This window comes from Janibacter sp. CX7, assembly GCF_024362365.1.
GTDB lineage: Bacteria > Actinomycetota > Actinomycetes > Actinomycetales > Dermatophilaceae > Janibacter.
The window spans coordinates 1,509,778-1,525,928 of sequence record NZ_CP101464.1 but is presented as its reverse complement, the minus strand read 5'-3'; the positions used below and the strand labels follow the sequence as shown (position 1 = coordinate 1,525,928).

At 71.4% G+C, this 16,151-nt stretch carries 15 protein-coding genes and 1 pseudogene; 3 read left to right on the top strand and 13 right to left on the bottom strand.

Annotated elements, in window-relative coordinates; translation table 11 throughout:
* Positions 1-5 precede the first annotated feature (5 nt).
* A complete protein-coding gene (locus NMQ01_RS07435; RefSeq protein WP_255186334.1) occupies positions 6-917 on the bottom strand; it encodes a site-specific tyrosine recombinase XerD in 912 nt (303 codons plus the stop codon).
* Positions 918-1,021: 104 nt separating this feature from the next.
* Between NMQ01_RS07435 and NMQ01_RS07430 the strand changes: the two genes are divergently transcribed.
* Positions 1,022-1,657, top strand: a complete 636-nt coding sequence (locus NMQ01_RS07430) for a hypothetical protein (protein WP_255186216.1) — start codon at positions 1,022-1,024, stop codon at positions 1,655-1,657.
* A 434-nt stretch (positions 1,658-2,091) separates the two neighbouring features.
* Positions 2,092-2,763, top strand: coding sequence for a helix-turn-helix domain-containing protein (locus tag NMQ01_RS07425; protein WP_255186215.1), 672 nt, complete (start codon positions 2,092-2,094; stop codon positions 2,761-2,763).
* A gap of 72 nt (positions 2,764-2,835) precedes the next feature.
* On the opposite strand, the gene hisS is transcribed toward NMQ01_RS07425, so the two are convergent.
* The gene (hisS, locus tag NMQ01_RS07420) at positions 2,836-4,212 is read right to left on the bottom strand and encodes a histidine--tRNA ligase (protein WP_255186214.1); all 1,377 of its coding nucleotides are present in this window, start codon (positions 4,210-4,212) and stop codon (positions 2,836-2,838) included.
* On the bottom strand, positions 4,212-4,913 hold the full coding sequence (locus NMQ01_RS07415; RefSeq protein ID WP_255186213.1) for an MBL fold metallo-hydrolase: 702 nt from the start codon (positions 4,911-4,913) through the stop codon (positions 4,212-4,214). Before NMQ01_RS07415 ends, hisS begins: the two co-directional genes overlap by 1 nt.
* Before the next feature lie 56 nt (positions 4,914-4,969).
* Here NMQ01_RS07415 and NMQ01_RS07410 point away from each other — a divergent pair, with 56 nt between their 5' ends.
* Entirely contained in the window at positions 4,970-6,343 is a 1,374-nt protein-coding gene (locus tag NMQ01_RS07410) for a DUF349 domain-containing protein (protein ID WP_255186212.1), read from the top strand.
* A 262-nt stretch (positions 6,344-6,605) separates the two neighbouring features.
* Here NMQ01_RS07410 and NMQ01_RS07405 read toward each other — a convergent pair whose 3' ends face one another.
* The 10 genes and pseudogenes from NMQ01_RS07405 to NMQ01_RS07365 form a co-directional block, all read right to left on the bottom strand.
* Positions 6,606-8,894, bottom strand: coding sequence for a bifunctional (p)ppGpp synthetase/guanosine-3',5'-bis(diphosphate) 3'-pyrophosphohydrolase (locus tag NMQ01_RS07405; RefSeq protein WP_255186211.1), 2,289 nt, complete (start codon positions 8,892-8,894; stop codon positions 6,606-6,608).
* A gap of 9 nt (positions 8,895-8,903) precedes the next feature.
* A complete protein-coding gene (locus tag NMQ01_RS07400; RefSeq protein WP_255186210.1) occupies positions 8,904-9,452 on the bottom strand; it encodes an adenine phosphoribosyltransferase in 549 nt (182 codons plus the stop codon).
* Complete coding sequence (secF, locus tag NMQ01_RS07395; protein ID WP_255186209.1) at positions 9,449-10,732, bottom strand: protein translocase subunit SecF; 1,284 nt, start codon at positions 10,730-10,732, stop codon at positions 9,449-9,451. The genes NMQ01_RS07400 and secF overlap by 4 nt, the downstream gene beginning before the upstream one ends.
* Positions 10,729-12,603 (bottom strand): protein translocase subunit SecD, encoded by a 1,875-nt coding sequence (secD, locus tag NMQ01_RS07390; protein ID WP_255186208.1) that lies wholly within the window; start codon positions 12,601-12,603, stop codon positions 10,729-10,731. The genes secF and secD overlap by 4 nt, the downstream gene beginning before the upstream one ends.
* Position 12,604: 1 nt before the next feature.
* On the bottom strand, positions 12,605-12,907 hold the full coding sequence (gene yajC, locus NMQ01_RS07385; RefSeq protein WP_255186207.1) for a preprotein translocase subunit YajC: 303 nt from the start codon (positions 12,905-12,907) through the stop codon (positions 12,605-12,607).
* A 142-nt stretch (positions 12,908-13,049) separates the two neighbouring features.
* A complete protein-coding gene (locus NMQ01_RS15960) occupies positions 13,050-13,307 on the bottom strand; it encodes a Holliday junction DNA helicase RuvB C-terminal domain-containing protein (RefSeq protein WP_369694863.1) in 258 nt (85 codons plus the stop codon).
* 90 nt (positions 13,308-13,397) lie between these two features.
* Positions 13,398-14,152: pseudogene (ruvB, locus tag NMQ01_RS07380) on the bottom strand (Holliday junction branch migration DNA helicase RuvB); the annotation flags it as partial.
* A gap of 17 nt (positions 14,153-14,169) precedes the next feature.
* Positions 14,170-14,766: a Holliday junction branch migration protein RuvA gene (gene ruvA / locus NMQ01_RS07375; protein ID WP_255186206.1), complete on the bottom strand. Its 597-nt coding sequence runs from the start codon at positions 14,764-14,766 to the stop codon at positions 14,170-14,172.
* The gene (gene ruvC / locus NMQ01_RS07370) at positions 14,763-15,296 is read right to left on the bottom strand and encodes a crossover junction endodeoxyribonuclease RuvC (protein WP_255186205.1); all 534 of its coding nucleotides are present in this window, start codon (positions 15,294-15,296) and stop codon (positions 14,763-14,765) included. Before ruvC ends, ruvA begins: the two co-directional genes overlap by 4 nt.
* An 85-nt stretch (positions 15,297-15,381) precedes the next feature.
* A complete protein-coding gene (locus NMQ01_RS07365) occupies positions 15,382-16,143 on the bottom strand; it encodes a YebC/PmpR family DNA-binding transcriptional regulator (protein WP_255186204.1) in 762 nt (253 codons plus the stop codon).
* Positions 16,144-16,151 lie beyond the last annotated feature (8 nt).

Genomic DNA, 16,151 nt, shown 5'->3' with positions numbered 1-16,151 from the left:
CACTATCAGCGGGCACGGGGGTGGCTCTGTGCGTAGACCTCGCGCAGCTGGTCGACGGTCACCATCGTGTAGATCTGCGTGGTCGTCACGGACGCGTGCCCGAGCAGCTCCTGGACCACGCGCACGTCGGCCCCGCCCTCGAGCAAGTGGGTCGCGAAGGAGTGGCGCAGCGTGTGCGGCGAGACGTGGCCGGCGAGGTCGGCCCGGCCGGCGGCCGTCGTGATGACCTCCCAGGCGCTCTGCCGGGACAGCCGCGCCCCGCGTCGGTTGAGGAAGAGCGCCGGCCCGGCCCTCCCCTTCGCCGACAGCTCGGGACGGGCCCGCACCAGCCAGGCGCGCACGGCGTCGACGGCATAGGAGCCGAGCGGGACGACCCGCTCCTTGCCGCCCTTGCCGAGCAGCCGCGCAGCGCCGATGTCGAGGTCGAGGTCGTCGAGGTCGAGGCCGACGGCCTCGGAGATGCGGGCACCGGTGCCGTAGAGGAGCTCGAGCAGGGCCCGGTCGCGCAGCGGTACCGGGCCGTCGCCGACGCCGGCGGCGTCGATGAGGCGGACCACCTCGTCGCGGCCGATGGCCTTGGGCAGGCGCGAAGGGGGTGCCGGCGGCGCCACGTCCTGGGCCGGGTTGTGCGTGGTCTCGCCCTCGAGCGCGAGGAACTTGTGCAGGCCCCGCACCGCGACGAGCGTGCGAGCGGCCGAGCTGGCGGCCAGCGGTGGGTGGTCGTCGTCACCGGAGCGAAGGGAGGCGAGGAAACCCGAGACGTGGAGTTCCGTGACGTCGGCGGGGTCGGTGATGCCGTGCGTCGCGAGGTGGTCGACGTAACGCCGCGCGTCGCGGGTGTAGGCCGCGAGGGTGTGGGCGGAGACGCCGCGCTCGACGTCCAGCTGGGTCAGCCAGGTCCGCACGGCCCGCTCCATGGGGGTCGTGCTCACCGGTCCAGCCTTCCGTGGAGGGATGTGCCGCGGGCACGCCATTGTGCCCACGGGTGGCAGGGCCACGGATCGGGAGTGTAATGGCCTGCATGAAGCTCTACGCGGATCTGCCCGCGCGTCGAACCCGACAGATCGTCGCTGACCTCTTCCTCCTCGCCTGGGTCGTGGTCTGGGCGAGGATCGGGCTGGCCGTCCACGACTCGACGCTGCAGCTGGCCGCTCCGGGGCGGCGCCTCGAGTCGGCCGGCAGCGGCTTCCGCGAACGGCTGGAGTCCGCGGGCGACGGCGTCGACGACCTGCCGATCCTCGACGACCGGGTCGCCGATCCCTTCCGCGACGCCGCGGGCGCGGGGACGTCGATCGAGGACGCTGGTCGCGATCTCGTCGATGCCTGCGAGAAATTGGCGGACGTGCTCGGCTGGGTCACCGCGCTCACGCCGATCGTCATCGTCGGCGCGCTGTGGCTGTCCCAGCGGTGGCGCTTCGTGCGGCGGGCCACCGCGGCCCAGGCGCTCGTCGACGACGTGGACGACCTCGACCTCTTCGCGCTGCGGGCCATGGCCAACCAGCCGCTCCCGGCGCTCTCCCGGATCAGCTCCGACCCGGCCGGCGCCTGGCGTCGCGGCGACACCGAGGTGATCCGCAGCCTCGCACTGCTCGAGCTCGCCGACTGCGGCCTGCGCCCGCCCGCGGACTCTCGCGACTCCCCCGGCTCCGGGCGCTGACCACCCGCTCAGCGAACGACCGGGGAGGACCGCGGGCCCATACGCCGTTGCTCCGTACGGCGAGCCGGACCTGCCCGGCCGCCAAGCGACCGGGGACCATCCCGGAATTCGCCACTGCTCCGTACGACGAGCCGGACCTGCCCAGCCGCCAAGCGACCGGGGGGCCATCTCGGTATTCGCCATTGCTTCGTACGACGCGAACGGCCGCGCTGCTCCGTACGGCGAGCACGGTCCTGCGTAGCGATATCCGTCGTACGGAGCAGCGGCGTAGCGAACGGGGCAGGCGGGCACTGCCCCGCGAAGCCCACTTGGCCCGTCGTACGGAGCAACGTCGCCCGTGACCGTCGTCCACAGAAGGGGCGTGGCAAATGGCTGCCATCCACAGGTTCGTCGTGGGTCTCCCGAGCCCGACCGGGACGGCCAAGGATCGGATCATGACGAGCACACACGATCCCGAGACCACCTGCCCGATGGAGTGCGAGGTCTGCACGGCACCGGGTGATTGCGACGACTGCCTCGACTGCCTCTACTGGCCCCGGTTGGTTGACGAGGACCAAGTTCCTGCTCCCCCACCTCGGGGATACGCCCACCCCAGCAAGGCGAGCGAGCTGGAGGGCGCCCGGGCCGACCTGGGGCTCGCCGATCGGATCGGGCTCCTGTCCCGGCTCCACCGTCGCTTGCACCACCTGACCCAACGCGACCTGGCCGCCGAGGTCGGGTGGAGCCGCGCCTCCTTGGGCAGGTTGGAGAGCGATGCCGGCGTGCAGTCCGTCGACAAGGTCGACAGCCTCCTGCGTCACATCGGCTACCGCTTGGCCCTGCTGCCGGTGGACCCGACCAAGCCCGGTCCGTGGCCGCCGGATCCCGAGCCGCCCGACCCCGTCGCGCCGGCGCTGCCCGTCGCCCGCCCACCAGATCTCGCGGCGGCAGAGCCACGGAGCACCTGGTGGGGTGCCGAGGACCTGCTGGCGCGCGATGCCCGCCACCGGCGCCCGCCCCCCGACGCGCAGGTCACCTGGCACCCGGCGAACGAGCTGCGCGAGGACCCCTCCCTCAAGGGGCGGGCGTGGACGTGGCGACGCCCCCAGAGCGGCTCGGCCGCGTGACCCCGCGCCGCTCGGCCAGCGAGCCCACCGACCCGGCAGGAGGCGCGGCTCCTCCCGCTCGTCGTGCGGCGCTCAGCCCTCGAGCGCGATGACCTGAGGCCGCAGGTCCTCCTCCGGGCACTCCCACGCCGACGCCTGCGCGTCGACCTGCTCGCCGGAGCGGATGTCCTTGACCTGGTCTCCGTCGTCCTCCCCCGCTCCGGGGAACCACACGAAGGGGATGCCACGACGCTCGGCGAAGCGGATCTGCTTGCCGAACTTCGCCGCAGCGGGCGCGACCTCGCACGGGATGCCCCGCGCCCGCAGAGCGGTGGCGACGGCGACGGAGCGGGGGCGGCTCCCTTCGTCCGTGACGGCCACGAGTACCGCCGACGGCGACTTGCGGCTGGCCCCGACGAGGCCCTTGCCGAGGAGCAGACCGAGCAGCCGCGAGAGACCGATCGAGATGCCGACCCCGGGATAGGTGGTCCGTCCGTCGCTCGCCAGCTCGTCGTAGCGACCGCCGGAGCAGAAGGAGCCCCACGACTCGTAGCCGACGAGCTGGGTCTCGTAGACCGTGCCGGTGTAGTAGTCGAGCCCGCGGGCGATGCGCAGGTCGGCGACCATCGCCCCGGGTGCAGCGGCCGCGCCCGTCTCGATGACGGCGGCCAGGGCGGCCAACCCTTCGTCGAGGACCGGGTGCTCGACGCCGAGCTCCCGGACCCGCTCGACGAAGGAGGTGTCCTCGGTGCGGATCTCCGCGAGGGCCAGGCAGGCTCGCGCCTGCTCGGGCGTGCGCCCGGCCTCGACGAGCAGGGCGGCCACCTTGTCCGGCCCGATCTTGTCGAGCTTGTCGACGATGCGCAGGGTGCCCGCGACGTCCTCGATGCCCAGACCCCGGTAGAAGCCCTCGGGGATCTTGCGGTTGTTGACCTGGATGACCATCTGCGGGATCGGCAGCTTGGCGAAGATCTCCGCCATGACGAGCGGCATCTCGGCCTCGAAGTGCGGCGCGAGCTCGCCGGCGTCGACGACGTCGATGTCGCACTGGGTGAACTCGCGGTAGCGACCCTCCTGGGGGCGCTCGCCGCGCCAGACCTTCTGGATCTGGTGACGGCGGAAGGGGAAGTTGAGCTTGCCGGCGTTTTCGACCACGTAGCGGGCGAAGGGCACGGTCAGGTCGAAGTGCAGGCCGAGCTCGCCCTCACGACCACCGGCGGCGGGACCCCCTTCGTCCTCGGCGAGGCGGTGGATGCCGTAGATCTCCTTGTCGGCATCACCCCCCTTGCCGAGCAGGCGCTCGACCGGCTCGACGGCGCGGGTCTCGATGGAGGGGAAGCCGTGCAGCTCGAAGGTCGACCGGATGACGTCGATGAAGTGCTGCTCGACGACCCGCTGCTCGGGCAGGTACTCGGGGAAGCCCGACAGGGGCGTGACCTTCGTCGGGCGGGGGGTGGTGCGGTCAGTCATCACAGTCCTTGCAGGTACGGGTTGGTCGCCTTCTCACGGCCGAGCGTCGTCGCCGGTCCGTGGCCGGGCAGGACGAGGCTCGAGTCGGGCCGCGGATGGACGACGCGACGAAGGGAGTCCTGCATCGCCTCGTGCGACCCTCCCGGGAGGTCGGTGCGGCCGATGGACCCGGCGAAGAGCACGTCACCCGTGATCAGGGTGCGGTCGACCTGCGCCTCGTCGGGGATGCCGTCGGGGACCCGGCCCATGCCGAAGACGACTGAGCCCTCGGTGTGGCCGGGTGCGTGGGCGACCTCGAGTTCGAGACCGGCAACGGTCACCGTCTCGCAGTCCCGGATCTCGACGACACGCTCGGGCTCGCGCCAGGTGACCTGCTTGCCGAACTGCTGCTCGAGCATGCCGCTGAGGGCAGGTCCGAGCGAGGAGCCGGACAGCGGGTCCTCGAGGCGGTAGCGGTCGTCGGTGTGGATGTAGGCGGCGAGCTCGCCCCCGCAGACGGGCGTCACGGAGAAGACGTGGTCGACGTGACCGTGGGTGAGCAGCACCGCTGCCGGCTTGAGCCGGTGCGTGGCAAGCACCTCCCGCAGCGTCTCCTCGATGCCGATCCCGGGGTCGACGATGATGCACTCCTCGCCGGGGGCATCGGCGAGCACATAGCAGTTGGTCCCGAACGCCTGGGCCGGGAAGGACACGGTGAGCACGTCCCAACCCTACGTGCGCCCACGCACGAGCCGCGGGAATGGGTAACCTCGGGCCTGTGAGTGACGACACCAACGCCCCGCGCCCCGCTGCGCCCTCGCCTGCGGCCCTGGCCCGCATGGCCCCCCGCCCCTCCGTGACCCCGGCCCCCGAGGTGCCTGCGGTCACCGACGACCACTCCGCGTCAGCCGCCTTCGGCCGCGCCGACGAGGAGGGCAAGGTCTACGTGCGCGAGGGCGACGGCGAGCGTGAGGTGGGCTCCTACCCGGGCGCCACGCCCGAGGAGGCGCTGCAGTACTTCGCGCGCAAGTACGACGAGCTCTTCGCCTCGGCGACCCTGCTGCGGCAGCGCCTCGACTCCCACGACGTCTCGGCCAAGGAGATCGCCGACGGCCTGAAGTCCCTGCGCGAGCACGCCGAGCAGCCCAACGTCGTGGGCGACCTGCCCGCCCTCGCCACCCTCATCGGCGAGCTCGAGGAGGGCCTGACCGCAAAGCGCCAGACCGAGTCCGCCGAGCGCGCCGAGGCCAAGAAGGTCGCCGGCGCCGAGCGCGAGAAGATCGTCGCCGAGGCCGAGCAGATCGCCGCCCAGCCGGTCGAGAAGGTCCAGTGGAAGCAGTCGACCGCGCGGATGCGCGTCCTGCTCGACGAGTGGAAGGCCCACCAGCGCGGCAAGGTCCGTCTGGACAAGGACGTCGAGAGCGCGCTGTGGCAGCGCTTCTCCAAGGCGCGCAACGGCTTCGACAAGGCACGGCGCTCGCACTTCGCCCACCTCGAGCAGTCCCGCGGCGAGGCGAAGGGGATCAAGGAGGACCTCGTCGTCGAGGCCGAGCGCCTGTCGACCTCCACCGACTGGAATGCCACGGCCGGCGCCTACAAGCGCCTCATGGACCAGTGGCGTCGCGCCGGTCGCGCCGGCCGCGCCGACGACGACCGCCTGTGGGAGCGCTTCCGCAGCGCCCAGGACACCTTCTTCAACGCCAAGGACGCCGAGGCCGCCAAGGAGGACGAGGCGCACCAGGGCAACCTCGAGGTCAAGGAGGGCCTGCTCGCCGAGGCGGAGGCCCTGCTGCCGGTCAAGGACCTCGAGCGCACCAAGGCCGCGCTGCGCGGCATCCAGGAGCGGTGGGAGGCTGCGGGCAAGGTCCCGCGCGCCGACATCGACCGGATGGAGAAGGGCATGCGCCGTGTCGAGCAGACCGTGCGCGAGGCCGAGGACAAGAAGTGGGCCTCCTCCAACCCGGAGCTGTCGGCCCGCGCCTCCTCGATGGTCACCCAGCTGGAGTCGAAGGTCGCCGAGCTGCAGGCCGACGTCGAGGCAGCCGAGGCGAAGGGTGACACCTCCCGCGCGACGAAGCTGCGCGAGCAGCTCGACGCCCAGCAGGCGTGGCTCGACCAGGCCCGCAAGGGGCTCGACGAGTTCGGCGGCTGACCCCGCGCGGTCCCTGAGGAGCAGGGCCGCCCGCGCCCGCAGCGTCTCGAAGGGTCCGCTCCCGCTCCCGGACGGGAGATCCGGCGCAGCAGCACTGGACGCGTGTCTCACGGCGGCCGGCAGCACAGCGGACGGTGAGGAGGGGTGGCGCAGCATCAAGCCGAAGTCGAGAACGACGACGTGACCACACGACGGCGAAGGACTTCGGCAGCGCGCCACCCCTCCTCACCGGGAGCGGTCCGCAGGCTCCGCAGGGCGAAGCTCACCCCTTCTTGCTGGTGCCGCCCGTGATCCGGAAGCAGTCGAAGACCGACTCGATCCGCTTGACCTGGTCCATGACGTGACTCAGGTGCGCGACGTCGCCCATCTCGAAGGTGAACCGCAGGACGGCGACGCGATCGCGTGAGGTCTGCACGGCGGCCGAGAGGATGTTGACCCCGCTTTCGGAGAGCACGCGCGTGACGTCGGAGAGCAAGCCGGCCCGGTCGAGCGCCTCGACCTGCACCTGCACGAGGAAGAGGCTCGTGCTGCTCGGGGCCCACTCGACGTCGATGAGCCGTTCGGCCTCCTTCTTCAGCGACGAGGCGTTGGGGCAGTCGACGCGGTGCACGGAGACGCCGTTGCCGCGAGTGATGAAGCCCATGATCTCGTCACCGGGGACCGGCGTGCAGCACTTCGCGAGCTTGACCCACAGGTCGTCGACACCGCGGACGACCACCCCGGGGTCGCCGCTGCTGCGCGGACGCCCGACGGGCCCGGGCAGGGTGGCCTCGGCGAGGTCCTCGGTCGCGCCGTCCTCGCCACCGGCCGCGGCGATGAGTCGCGAGACGACGTGCTGCGCGGAGACGTGCCCCTCCCCGACCGCGGCGTAGAGGCCGTCGACGTCCTGGCGCCGCAGCTCGCTCGCGACGGCGGTGAGGCTCTCGACGGTGACGATGCGGTGCAGCGGGAGGTTCTGCTTGCGCACGACCTTGGCGATCGCCTCCTTGCCGGCGTCGACCATCTCCTCGCGGCGTTCCTTGGTGAACCAGTGCTTGATCTTGTTGCGGGCGCGCGCCGAGCGCACGAAGGTCAGCCAGTCGCGCGACGGACCGGCGCCCTCGGCCTTCGAGGTGAGGATCTCGACGGCGTCACCGTTCTCGAGAGGTGAGTCCAGCGGCACGAGACGGCCGTTGACCCGGGCACCGATGCACCGGTGCCCCACCTCGGTGTGGACCGCATACGCGAAGTCGACGGCCGTCGACCCGGCGGGCAGGGCGATGACCTGCCCCTTCGGGGTGAAGGCGTAGACCTCCTGGGTGGTGATCTCGTAGCGCAGCGAGTCGAGGAACTCGCTCGGGTCCGAGGTCTCCTTCTGCCAGTCGAGCAGCTGGCGCAGCCACGCCATCTCCCCCACCTGGCCGTCGTCGACGCGACCGCCGTCCGGGCTGCCCCGGTCCTTGTACTTCCAGTGCGCGGCGACGCCGTACTCGGCCCGCCGGTGCATCTGGTGGGTGCGGATCTGGATCTCGACCGGCTTGCCCTGCGGCCCGATGACCGTCGTGTGCAGCGACTGGTACATGTTGAACTTCGGCAGCGAGATGTAGTCCTTGAAGCGCCCGGGAAGCGGGTTCCACCGGGCGTGCAGGGCGCCGAGCGCCGCGTAGCAGTCACGCACGGTGTCGACGAGGACCCGGACCGCGACGAGGTCGTAGATCTCCCCGAACTCACGGCCGCCGACGATCATCTTCTGGTAGACGGAGTAGTAGTGCTTCGGCCGCCCGGTGACCGTCGCCTTGATCCGCGCCTCACGCAGGTCGGTGACGACCTGGGCCTTGACCGTGGTGAGGTACTCCTCGCGGGCCGGCGCCCGCTCGGCGACGAGGCGCACGATCTCCTCGTAGACCTTCGGGTAGAGCGTCGCGAAGGCGAGGTCCTCGAGCTCCCACTTGATGGTGTTCATGCCCAGCCGGTGCGCGAGCGGAGCGTAGATCTCCAGCGTCTCCTGCGCCTTGCGCTGGGCCGAGGCGGCGGAGACGTAGCGCCAGGTGCGGGCATTGTGCAGACGGTCGGCGAGCTTGATGACGAGCACCCGGATGTCGCGCGCCATCGCGACGATCATCTTGCGGACTGTCTCGGCCTGGGCATTGTCGCCGTAGGTGACCTTGTCGAGCTTGGTCACCCCGTCGACGAGCTTGGCCACCTCGGCGCCGAACTCCTCCTCGAGGTCGTCGAGGCCGTAGTCGGTGTCCTCGACCGTGTCGTGGAGCAGCGCCGCGGCGAGGGTCACCGGCGTCATGCCGAGCTCGGCGAGGATCGTCGTCACCGCGAGCGGGTGCGTGATGTAGGGGTCGCCGCTCTTGCGGACCTGCCCGCGATGCGCCTTCTCGGCGACGACGTATGCGCGCTCGATGATCGAGGTGTCGGCCTTGGGGTGGCCCTGCCGCACGATCTGCAGCAGCGGGTCGAGGACTCCCGGAGTCGCGGTTCGTCCGCCGCCGATACGAGCCAGCGAGGCGCGCGCGAGCGACCGCGGAGAAAATCCGCTGCTGCCGGCGTTGCGCTCGCTCATGGAGTGAGCCTAGACCGTGACGAGGCTGCGGACGTCACGCCCCGCCAGCGCTGCGCGTCCGCCGAGAGCGGCGATCTCGACGAGGACCTCGATGCCGGGCACCTCTGCGCCGCAGGACTCGAGGAGATCGCACGCCGCTCGGGCCGTCCCACCCGTCGCGAGCACGTCGTCGACGACGAGCACCCTGGCTCCCGGGGCGACGGCGTCGGCATGTACCTCGATGCGGGCCGTGCCGTACTCCAGCGCGTAGTCGAGCCCGACCGTCTCCCCCGGCAGCTTGCCGGCCTTGCGCACCGGGACGAACCCCACACCCAGGTGCAGCGCGACCGCCGCGCCGAAGATGAAGCCCCGTGCCTCGAGCCCGGCGACGACGTCGACCTGTCCGTCCCAGACCCGTGCGTGGTCCCGGGTCACCTCGCCGAAGAGCCGCCCGTCGCCGAGCAGGGGCGTGATGTCCTTGAAGGTCACGCCCGGCTCGGGGAAGTCGGCCACGTCGCGCAGCGCACCGAGGATCTGCTCCCGCAGCTGCGCCGGCACGTCGCGGTCGACCTGGCTCACGCCTTCCCCCGCCGGTTGCGCGGGGTCTTCTTCGGCTGGTTGCGCGGCCCGGCCTGGGCGTACTTGTGCACCTTGCGCCCGGTGACGGTCTGGGCCTCGTCCGGGTCCGCCGAGGACGAAGGGGGCGCCGCCTCGCTCGTCGTGGCCGTGCCGGACGAGTCGCCGGCCGTCGTGGCGGTCCCGGCGGTCGTGGCGGTGCCGGCGGTCGTGGCACCAACCGTCGCCGTGCCCTCGCCGGCGCCGGTCGAGCCGGCCCCCGTGCGCGCACCGGCGGTGGCGGGCACGGCCCGTCGCGCGGCCGATGCCTGGTGCTTCGTCGCCGCCTTGTCGAGCGCGACGACGTCGGCGTCCTTGCGCCGCAGGTCGACGAGCAGCGGGGTCGCGATGAAGACCGACGAGAAGGCACCGACCGTCATGCCGATGAAGAGCGCCAGCGAGAGGTCGAGCAGGGTGCCGGGGCCGAGCTTCGCGAAGCCGATGATGAGGACGGCGACGATCGGCAGCACGGCGATGACCGTGGTGTTGATCGAGCGCACGAGCGTCTGGTTGACCGCGAGGTTGGCCGCCTGCGCGAAGGTCGAGCGCTTGTTCTGGAAGGCGGCCCGGGTGTTCTCCTTCACGTGGTCGAAGACGACCACCGTGTCGTAGAGGGAGTAGCCCAGGACCGTGAGGAAGCCGATGAGCGTCGCCGGCGAGACCTCGAAGCCGGTCCACGTGTAGATGCCGACCGTGATGAGCATGTCGTGCGCCAGCGCGACGATCGACGAGATCGCCATCTTCCAGTTGCGGTAGTACAGCGCCATCAGCGCCGTCGTGATGACGATGAAGACGATCAGGGCCCGCAGGGCCTGCTGGCTGACCGAGGCACCCCACGAGGGGCCGATGAAGCTGGAGTTGACCTCCGACTGGGGCACGCCGAAGGTGCGGGCCAGCTCGCGGGCCACCTCCCGCGACTCGTCGCCGTCGAGCTCCTCGGTCTGCACGCGGACCGTGTTGCCGCCGATGGTGGTGACATTGGCCGAGGCGGAGCCACCGGCGACCTCGCGGACGGCCGAGGTCGCGTCGTCCTCGTAGGAGGCCGGTGCCCCCTGGGTGACGACGCGGAACTCCGAACCGCCGGTGAACTCGAGGCTGAGGTTGAGCCCCTGGACGACGAAGCCGAGTGCGGCGACCGCCATGATGACGGCCGAGGCGATGTACCAGGTCTTGGACTTGCCGACGAAGTCGATCGACCGGTCGCCGGTGTAGAGGTCGTTGCCCCACTGCGCCATGCGACTCATCGGGCGCTCCCTTCGGCCGGCACGGCGACCGGGTTGTCGATGTCGAAGTTGCCGCGCCCCTTGTAGCGGACCTTGGCCTCACGCAGCGTGTCGACGTCGAAGCCGGACCACTTGTGCCCGGAGGCGAAGAACCTGTTGCGGGCGAGGATCGTCAGCAGCGGGTGGGTGAAGAGCCAGAAGATCGCGAGGTCGATGAGCGTCGTCAGGCCCAGCGTGAAGGCGAAGCCACGCACACCCGAGCTGGCGAGGACGTAGAGCACGACGGCGGCGATGAGGTTGACGCCGTCGGCGACGAGGATCGTGCCCTTGGCCCGGGCCCAGCCGGCCTCGACCGCTGCCCGCAGGTTCCTCCCTTCGCGCAGCTCGTCCCTCACCCTCTCGAAGTAGACGATGAAGGAGTCGGCGGTGACACCGATGGCGATGATCAGGCCGGTCACGCCGGCCATGTCGAGCCGGTAGTTGTAGCCCCATGCGAGCAGGGCGATCGCCAGGTAGGTGATGCCGAAGGCCACGAGCATCGAACCGATGACGACGATCGACAGCGCGCGGTACTGCACGAGCGAATAGAGCAGCACGACGAAGAGGCCGATGAGCCCGGCGATGATGCCGTAGCGCAGCTGCTCGGAGCCGAGCGTCGGGCTGATCTCCTGACGGCTCTCCACGTCGAAGGACAGCGGCAGGGCGCCGAACTTCAGCGACTTGGCCAGTGACCGTGCCTCGTCGATCGAGAAGCCGGAGATGCTCGCCTGGCCGTTGGGGATCGCCTCGTTGAAGCCCGGGTCGATGAGGACCTTGGAGTCCAGCACGGCGGCCAGCGCGTTGTAGGAGGCCGGCGGGTTGGTCGGGTTGGCCGGGTTGAGCCCCTGCAGCTTGACCATCTGCTTGGAGACGTCGCCGTACTCCTTGCGGCCCTTGCTCGTCAGCGTCAGCTGGATCTCGGGCTCGTTGGTCTGCTGGCCCTGCGGGCCGACCCGGTAACCGGCCTGCGCGTCGGCGATCTCGGTACCGGCGACGACGACCGGGCCGAGCACGTACTTGAGCGAGCCGTCCTCCTTGCAGGCGACGATCGCGCTGTCGGTGTTGCCGGCCGGCTGGTCCTCCGGCGGCTTCGAGCAGTCGAGGTCCTGGAACTCCTTCCAGACCTTCGTCGAGATGTTGTTGGGGTCGAGCTCGTCGGTCGGCTTGCCCGAGGGCTTCCACGACTGCTCGCTCGCCGTGGGAGTGGCGCCCGAGGTGGTCTTCGTGCCGGACGTGGTCTTCGTGCCGGACGTCGTGCTCGACTTCGAGTCGCTCGGCGTCGAGGTCGGCTCGGCGGTGCGCTCCTGCTCGCGCGAGGCGGCGGTCGAGCTGCTGCGGCTGGCGCTCGGCTGGGTCGAGCTGCTCGACGAGCTGCTCTTGGACCCGCTGCCGGACCCGGAGGTCGTCGCGGAGGGCGTCGGCTCGGCGGCCTGCGGCGAGCCGAGGTCCGTCGCGAGCACCGGGCGGAACTGCATCTGCGACGACGCGGCGATCGCGTCCTGCTGCTCCTTGGTCGGCACACCGGGCATGGCGACGACGATGTTGGACGAGCCCTGCGTGGTCACCTCCGCCCCCGAGGTTCCCTGCGCGTCGATGCGCTGGACGATGATGTCGCGGGCCTCCTCGAGCTGCTGCTGGGAGACCGAGCCACCCTCGGTGCTGCGCGGCGAGAGGATGAACTGGAAGCCGCCCTCGAGGTCGAGCCCGAGCGCGGGCGTCCACGAGGCATCCTTCTTCCACACGCCGTAGCCCAGCGCGCCGGTGAGCATGATGATGAAGGCGAAGAGCCACATCAGGGTGCGCTTGGCGTTGTCCTTGCGGGCCACGTCCTTGCTGCGTCGCCGGTCAGCCATGTCAGTCCCGCCCGTCGGTGTCGGTGGTGACGTCCCCGCCCGGCGCGACCTTGGCACCGATGGCGCGTCGGTCGAGGGTGAGCACGATGCCCGGGGCGGCCTCGAGGCGCACCCGGTCGTCCTCGACCTCGGTGATCCGCCCGAAGATGCCCGAGGTCGTCACGACCTCTTCCCCGACCTGCAGGGAGGCAGAGAAGTCCGCCATGGTCTTCTGCCGTCGCCGCGCGCTCCAGAGCATGAATCCGATGAGGATCAGCGGGAGGATCAGCAGGATCAGGCTGGCGGTCTGCGAGCCTTGGTTCATGAGTGCGGACTTCCTGGGTCGGGACTGGTCGGTCGAGGTGACGTCGCAGTGGCTCGGGGTCGCCCGAGCCAGTGGCAGAGTCTAGGTCAGGCACCTGCGCCCTCACCAACAGACACGGCGGGCGATCTGGTTCCGTGTGACGTCAGCCGAGACGGCCGGTGTCCGGCCGCTCGGCGAAGGGGAGAGCCCCCTGCTCCCCCGCTGGCGGGGTGAGGCCGAGGTGGGCCCAGGCCGCCGGCGTGGCCATCCGTCCGCGCGGGCTGCGCACGATGTAGCCCTGCCGCACGAGATAGGGCTCGGCGACGGTCTCGACGGTGTCGGTCTCCTCGCCGACGGCGACGGCGAGGGTCGACAGGCCGACCGGCCCGCCCCCGAAGCGGCGGCACAGCGCGTCGAGCACGGCCCGGTCGAGGCGGTCGAGCCCGGCCTCGTCGACGTCGAAGAGCGCCAGCGCGGCCCGGGCGGCGTCGACGTCGACCTGCCCGGTGCCGTGCACCTGGGCCCAGTCGCGCACCCGGCGCAGGAGTCGGTTGGCGATGCGGGGGTGCCGCGGGAGCGCATCGCGATCTCGGCGAGCGAGGCGTCGTCGGCGGTGACGCCGAGCAGCCGGGCGCTGCGGGCGAGGATGCGCTCGAGGTCGGCGACCTCGTAGAAGTCGAGGTGACCGGTGAAGCCGAAGCGGTCGCGCAGCGGCGCCGGCAGCAGGCCGGCCCGGGTCGTCGCCCCGACGACGGTGAAGGGGGGCAGCTCGAGCGGGATCGCCGTGGCCCCCGGGCCCTTGCCGACGACGACGTCGACGCGGAAGTCCTCCATCGCGAGGTAGAGCATCTCCTCGGCGGGGCGGGACATGCGGTGGATCTCGTCGAGGAAGAGCACCTCCCCCTCCGACAGCGAGCTCAGGACGGACGCGAGGTCGCCGGCGTGCTGGATCGCGGGGCCGGAGGTCACCCGGATCGGCTGCTCGAGCTCGGCGGCGACGATCATCGCCAGGGTCGTCTTGCCCAGGCCGGGCGGACCGGACAGGAGCACGTGGTCGGGCGGGGCGCCGCGGCGGCGCGCGGCCTCGAGCACGAGACCGAGCTGGTCGCGCACCTTGGGCTGGCCGGGGAACTCGTCGAGCCGTCGCGGTCGCAGCGCCGCCTCGACGGTGGTGTCGTCGTCGGTGCCGCCGGCGTCGACGACGCGGGCGGTTGCGTCGTAGGAACCGTCGGAGGCCCGGGGGTCCTCGTCGTCGGCGACCCGCATCTCGGAGCTGAAGCCGCTCACCGGGCGAGCACCTGCAGGGCGGCCCTCAGGACGCTGGAGACGCCACCGTCACCGTGCTCGTCGGCGACCTTGGCCACCGCGTCCGCGGACTGCTTCGCGGAGTAACCCAGACCCACGAGCGCCTCGATGACCTGGTCCTGCCAGGGCGCGGCCGTCGCTCCCCCGGCGGCACCCGCGGCGGCGGCCCCGGGCACCTCCGGCAGCTTGCCCCGCAGCTCGAGGGCGATGCGCTCGGCGCCCTTCTTGCCGATGCCGGGGACCTTGGTCAGCGTGGCGATGTCGTCCGCGGCGACGGCGGCGGCGAGCTCCTGGGGGCTGAGCACCGACAGCAGCGCCATGGCGACGCGCGGGCCCACGCCGGTGACGGTCTGCGCGAGGTCGAAGGTGTCGCGCTCGGAGGCCTCGGCGAAGCCGTAGAGGGTCATCGAGTCCTCGCGCACGATCATGCTCGTCGCGAGCTCGACCGGCTGGCCCACCCGGGTCGCGGCGGCCACCGCCGGCGGGGTGTGCACGAGCAGCCCGATGCCGTGGACGTCGACGACGACCCGGTCGAGGCCGACGTGCTGGGCGGTGCCGGTGACGGAGGCGATCATCGGGCGACCGACCTCAGGCGGGCCCGCTCGCTCGCGGCGGCGAGCTCGCGGCGGGCGGCACCGGCCCCGCGCCACTGGTGGCAGATCGCGAGCGCCAGGGCGTCGGCCGCGTCGGCCGGCCGGGGGGCCTCGGTCAGGGAGAGGATGCGGGTGACCATCGTCGTGATCTGTGCCTTGTCTGCCCGGCCGGAGCCGGAGACGGCCGCCTTGACCTCGGTGGGCGTGTGCAGGGTGACCGGCAGCCCGCGGCGGGCCCCGGCGAGGTGGACCAGCCCGCTCACCTGTGCCGTCGTCATGACGGTCGGCACGTGGTCGGCGGCGTAGACGCGCTCGAGCGCGATCGCGTCGGGCTCGAAGCGGTCGAGCCAGGCGTCGAGCTCGTCCTGGACGTAGGCCAGTCGGTCACCGGTGGAGCGGTCCGCCGAGGTGCGCACGACACCGACGGCCACCATGCGCAGGGCACGGGCCTCCCCTTCGACGACGCCGAGACCGCACCGGGTCAACCCGGGGTCCACGCCGAGCACTCGCACCTGCGGCCTCCCGGATCGACTCGAACACCTGTTCTGGTCGAGACTACGTGTCGGCGGCGCACCGGGCGCCGCCGACACGCCGGGCTCAGGACTCGTCGGCCTCGAGCTGGGCGAGGACCTCGTCGGAGATGTCGCCGTTGGTGAAGACGTCCTGGACGTCGTCGCTGTCCTCGAGGGCCTCGACGACGCGGATCATCTTCTTGGCGCCCTCCTTGTCGAGGGGCACCTGCATGCTCGGCAGGAAGGAGGCCTCGGCCGAGTCGTAGTCGACCCCGGCCTCCTGGAGCGCCGTGCGGACGGCGACGAAGTCGGTCGCCTCGGACACGATCTGCCACGAGTCGCCGAAGTCGTTGATCTCCTCGGCGCCGGCCTCGAGCACGATCTCGAGCAGGTCGTCCTCGCTCTTCTCCGCCTTGGGCACCATGACGACGCCCTTGCGGTTGAAGAGGTAGGCCACCGAGTTGGGGTCGGCGAGGTTGCCGCCGTTGCGCGACAGGGCCGTGCGCACCTCGGTGGCGGCGCGGTTCTTGTTGTCGGTCAGGCACTCGATGAGGATGGCGACACCGCCGGGGGCGTAGCCCTCGTAGGTGATGTTCTCCCAGTCGGCGCCACCGGCCTCGGCGCCCGAGCCGCGCTTGACGGCGCGGTCGATGTTGTCGTTGGGGACCGAGCTCTTCTTCGCCTTCTGGATCGCGTCGTAGAGCGTGGGGTTGCCGGTGGGGTCGCCGCCACCGGTGCGCGCCGCGACCTCGATGTTCTTGATCAACTTGGCGAAGAGCTTGCCGCGCTTGGCGTCGATCGCCGCCTTCTTGTGCTTCGTGGTTGCCCACTTGGAGTGGCCGGACACGTTGTCTC

Coding starts and splice junctions, on each gene's coding strand:
- NMQ01_RS07435 (WP_255186334.1), bottom strand. CDS start 917: ATGGAGCGGGCCGTGCGGACCTGGCTGACCCAGCTGGACGTCGAGCGC.
- NMQ01_RS07430 (WP_255186216.1), top strand. CDS start 1,022: ATGAAGCTCTACGCGGATCTGCCCGCGCGTCGAACCCGACAGATCGTC.
- NMQ01_RS07425 (WP_255186215.1), top strand. CDS start 2,092: ATGACGAGCACACACGATCCCGAGACCACCTGCCCGATGGAGTGCGAG.
- hisS (WP_255186214.1), bottom strand. CDS start 4,212: ATGACTGACCGCACCACCCCCCGCCCGACGAAGGTCACGCCCCTGTCG.
- NMQ01_RS07405 (WP_255186211.1), bottom strand. CDS start 8,894: ATGAGCGAGCGCAACGCCGGCAGCAGCGGATTTTCTCCGCGGTCGCTC.
- secF (WP_255186209.1), bottom strand. CDS start 10,732: ATGAGTCGCATGGCGCAGTGGGGCAACGACCTCTACACCGGCGACCGG.
- secD (WP_255186208.1), bottom strand. CDS start 12,603: ATGGCTGACCGGCGACGCAGCAAGGACGTGGCCCGCAAGGACAACGCC.
- yajC (WP_255186207.1), bottom strand. CDS start 12,907: ATGAACCAAGGCTCGCAGACCGCCAGCCTGATCCTGCTGATCCTCCCG.
- ruvA (WP_255186206.1), bottom strand. CDS start 14,766: ATGATCGCCTCCGTCACCGGCACCGCCCAGCACGTCGGCCTCGACCGG.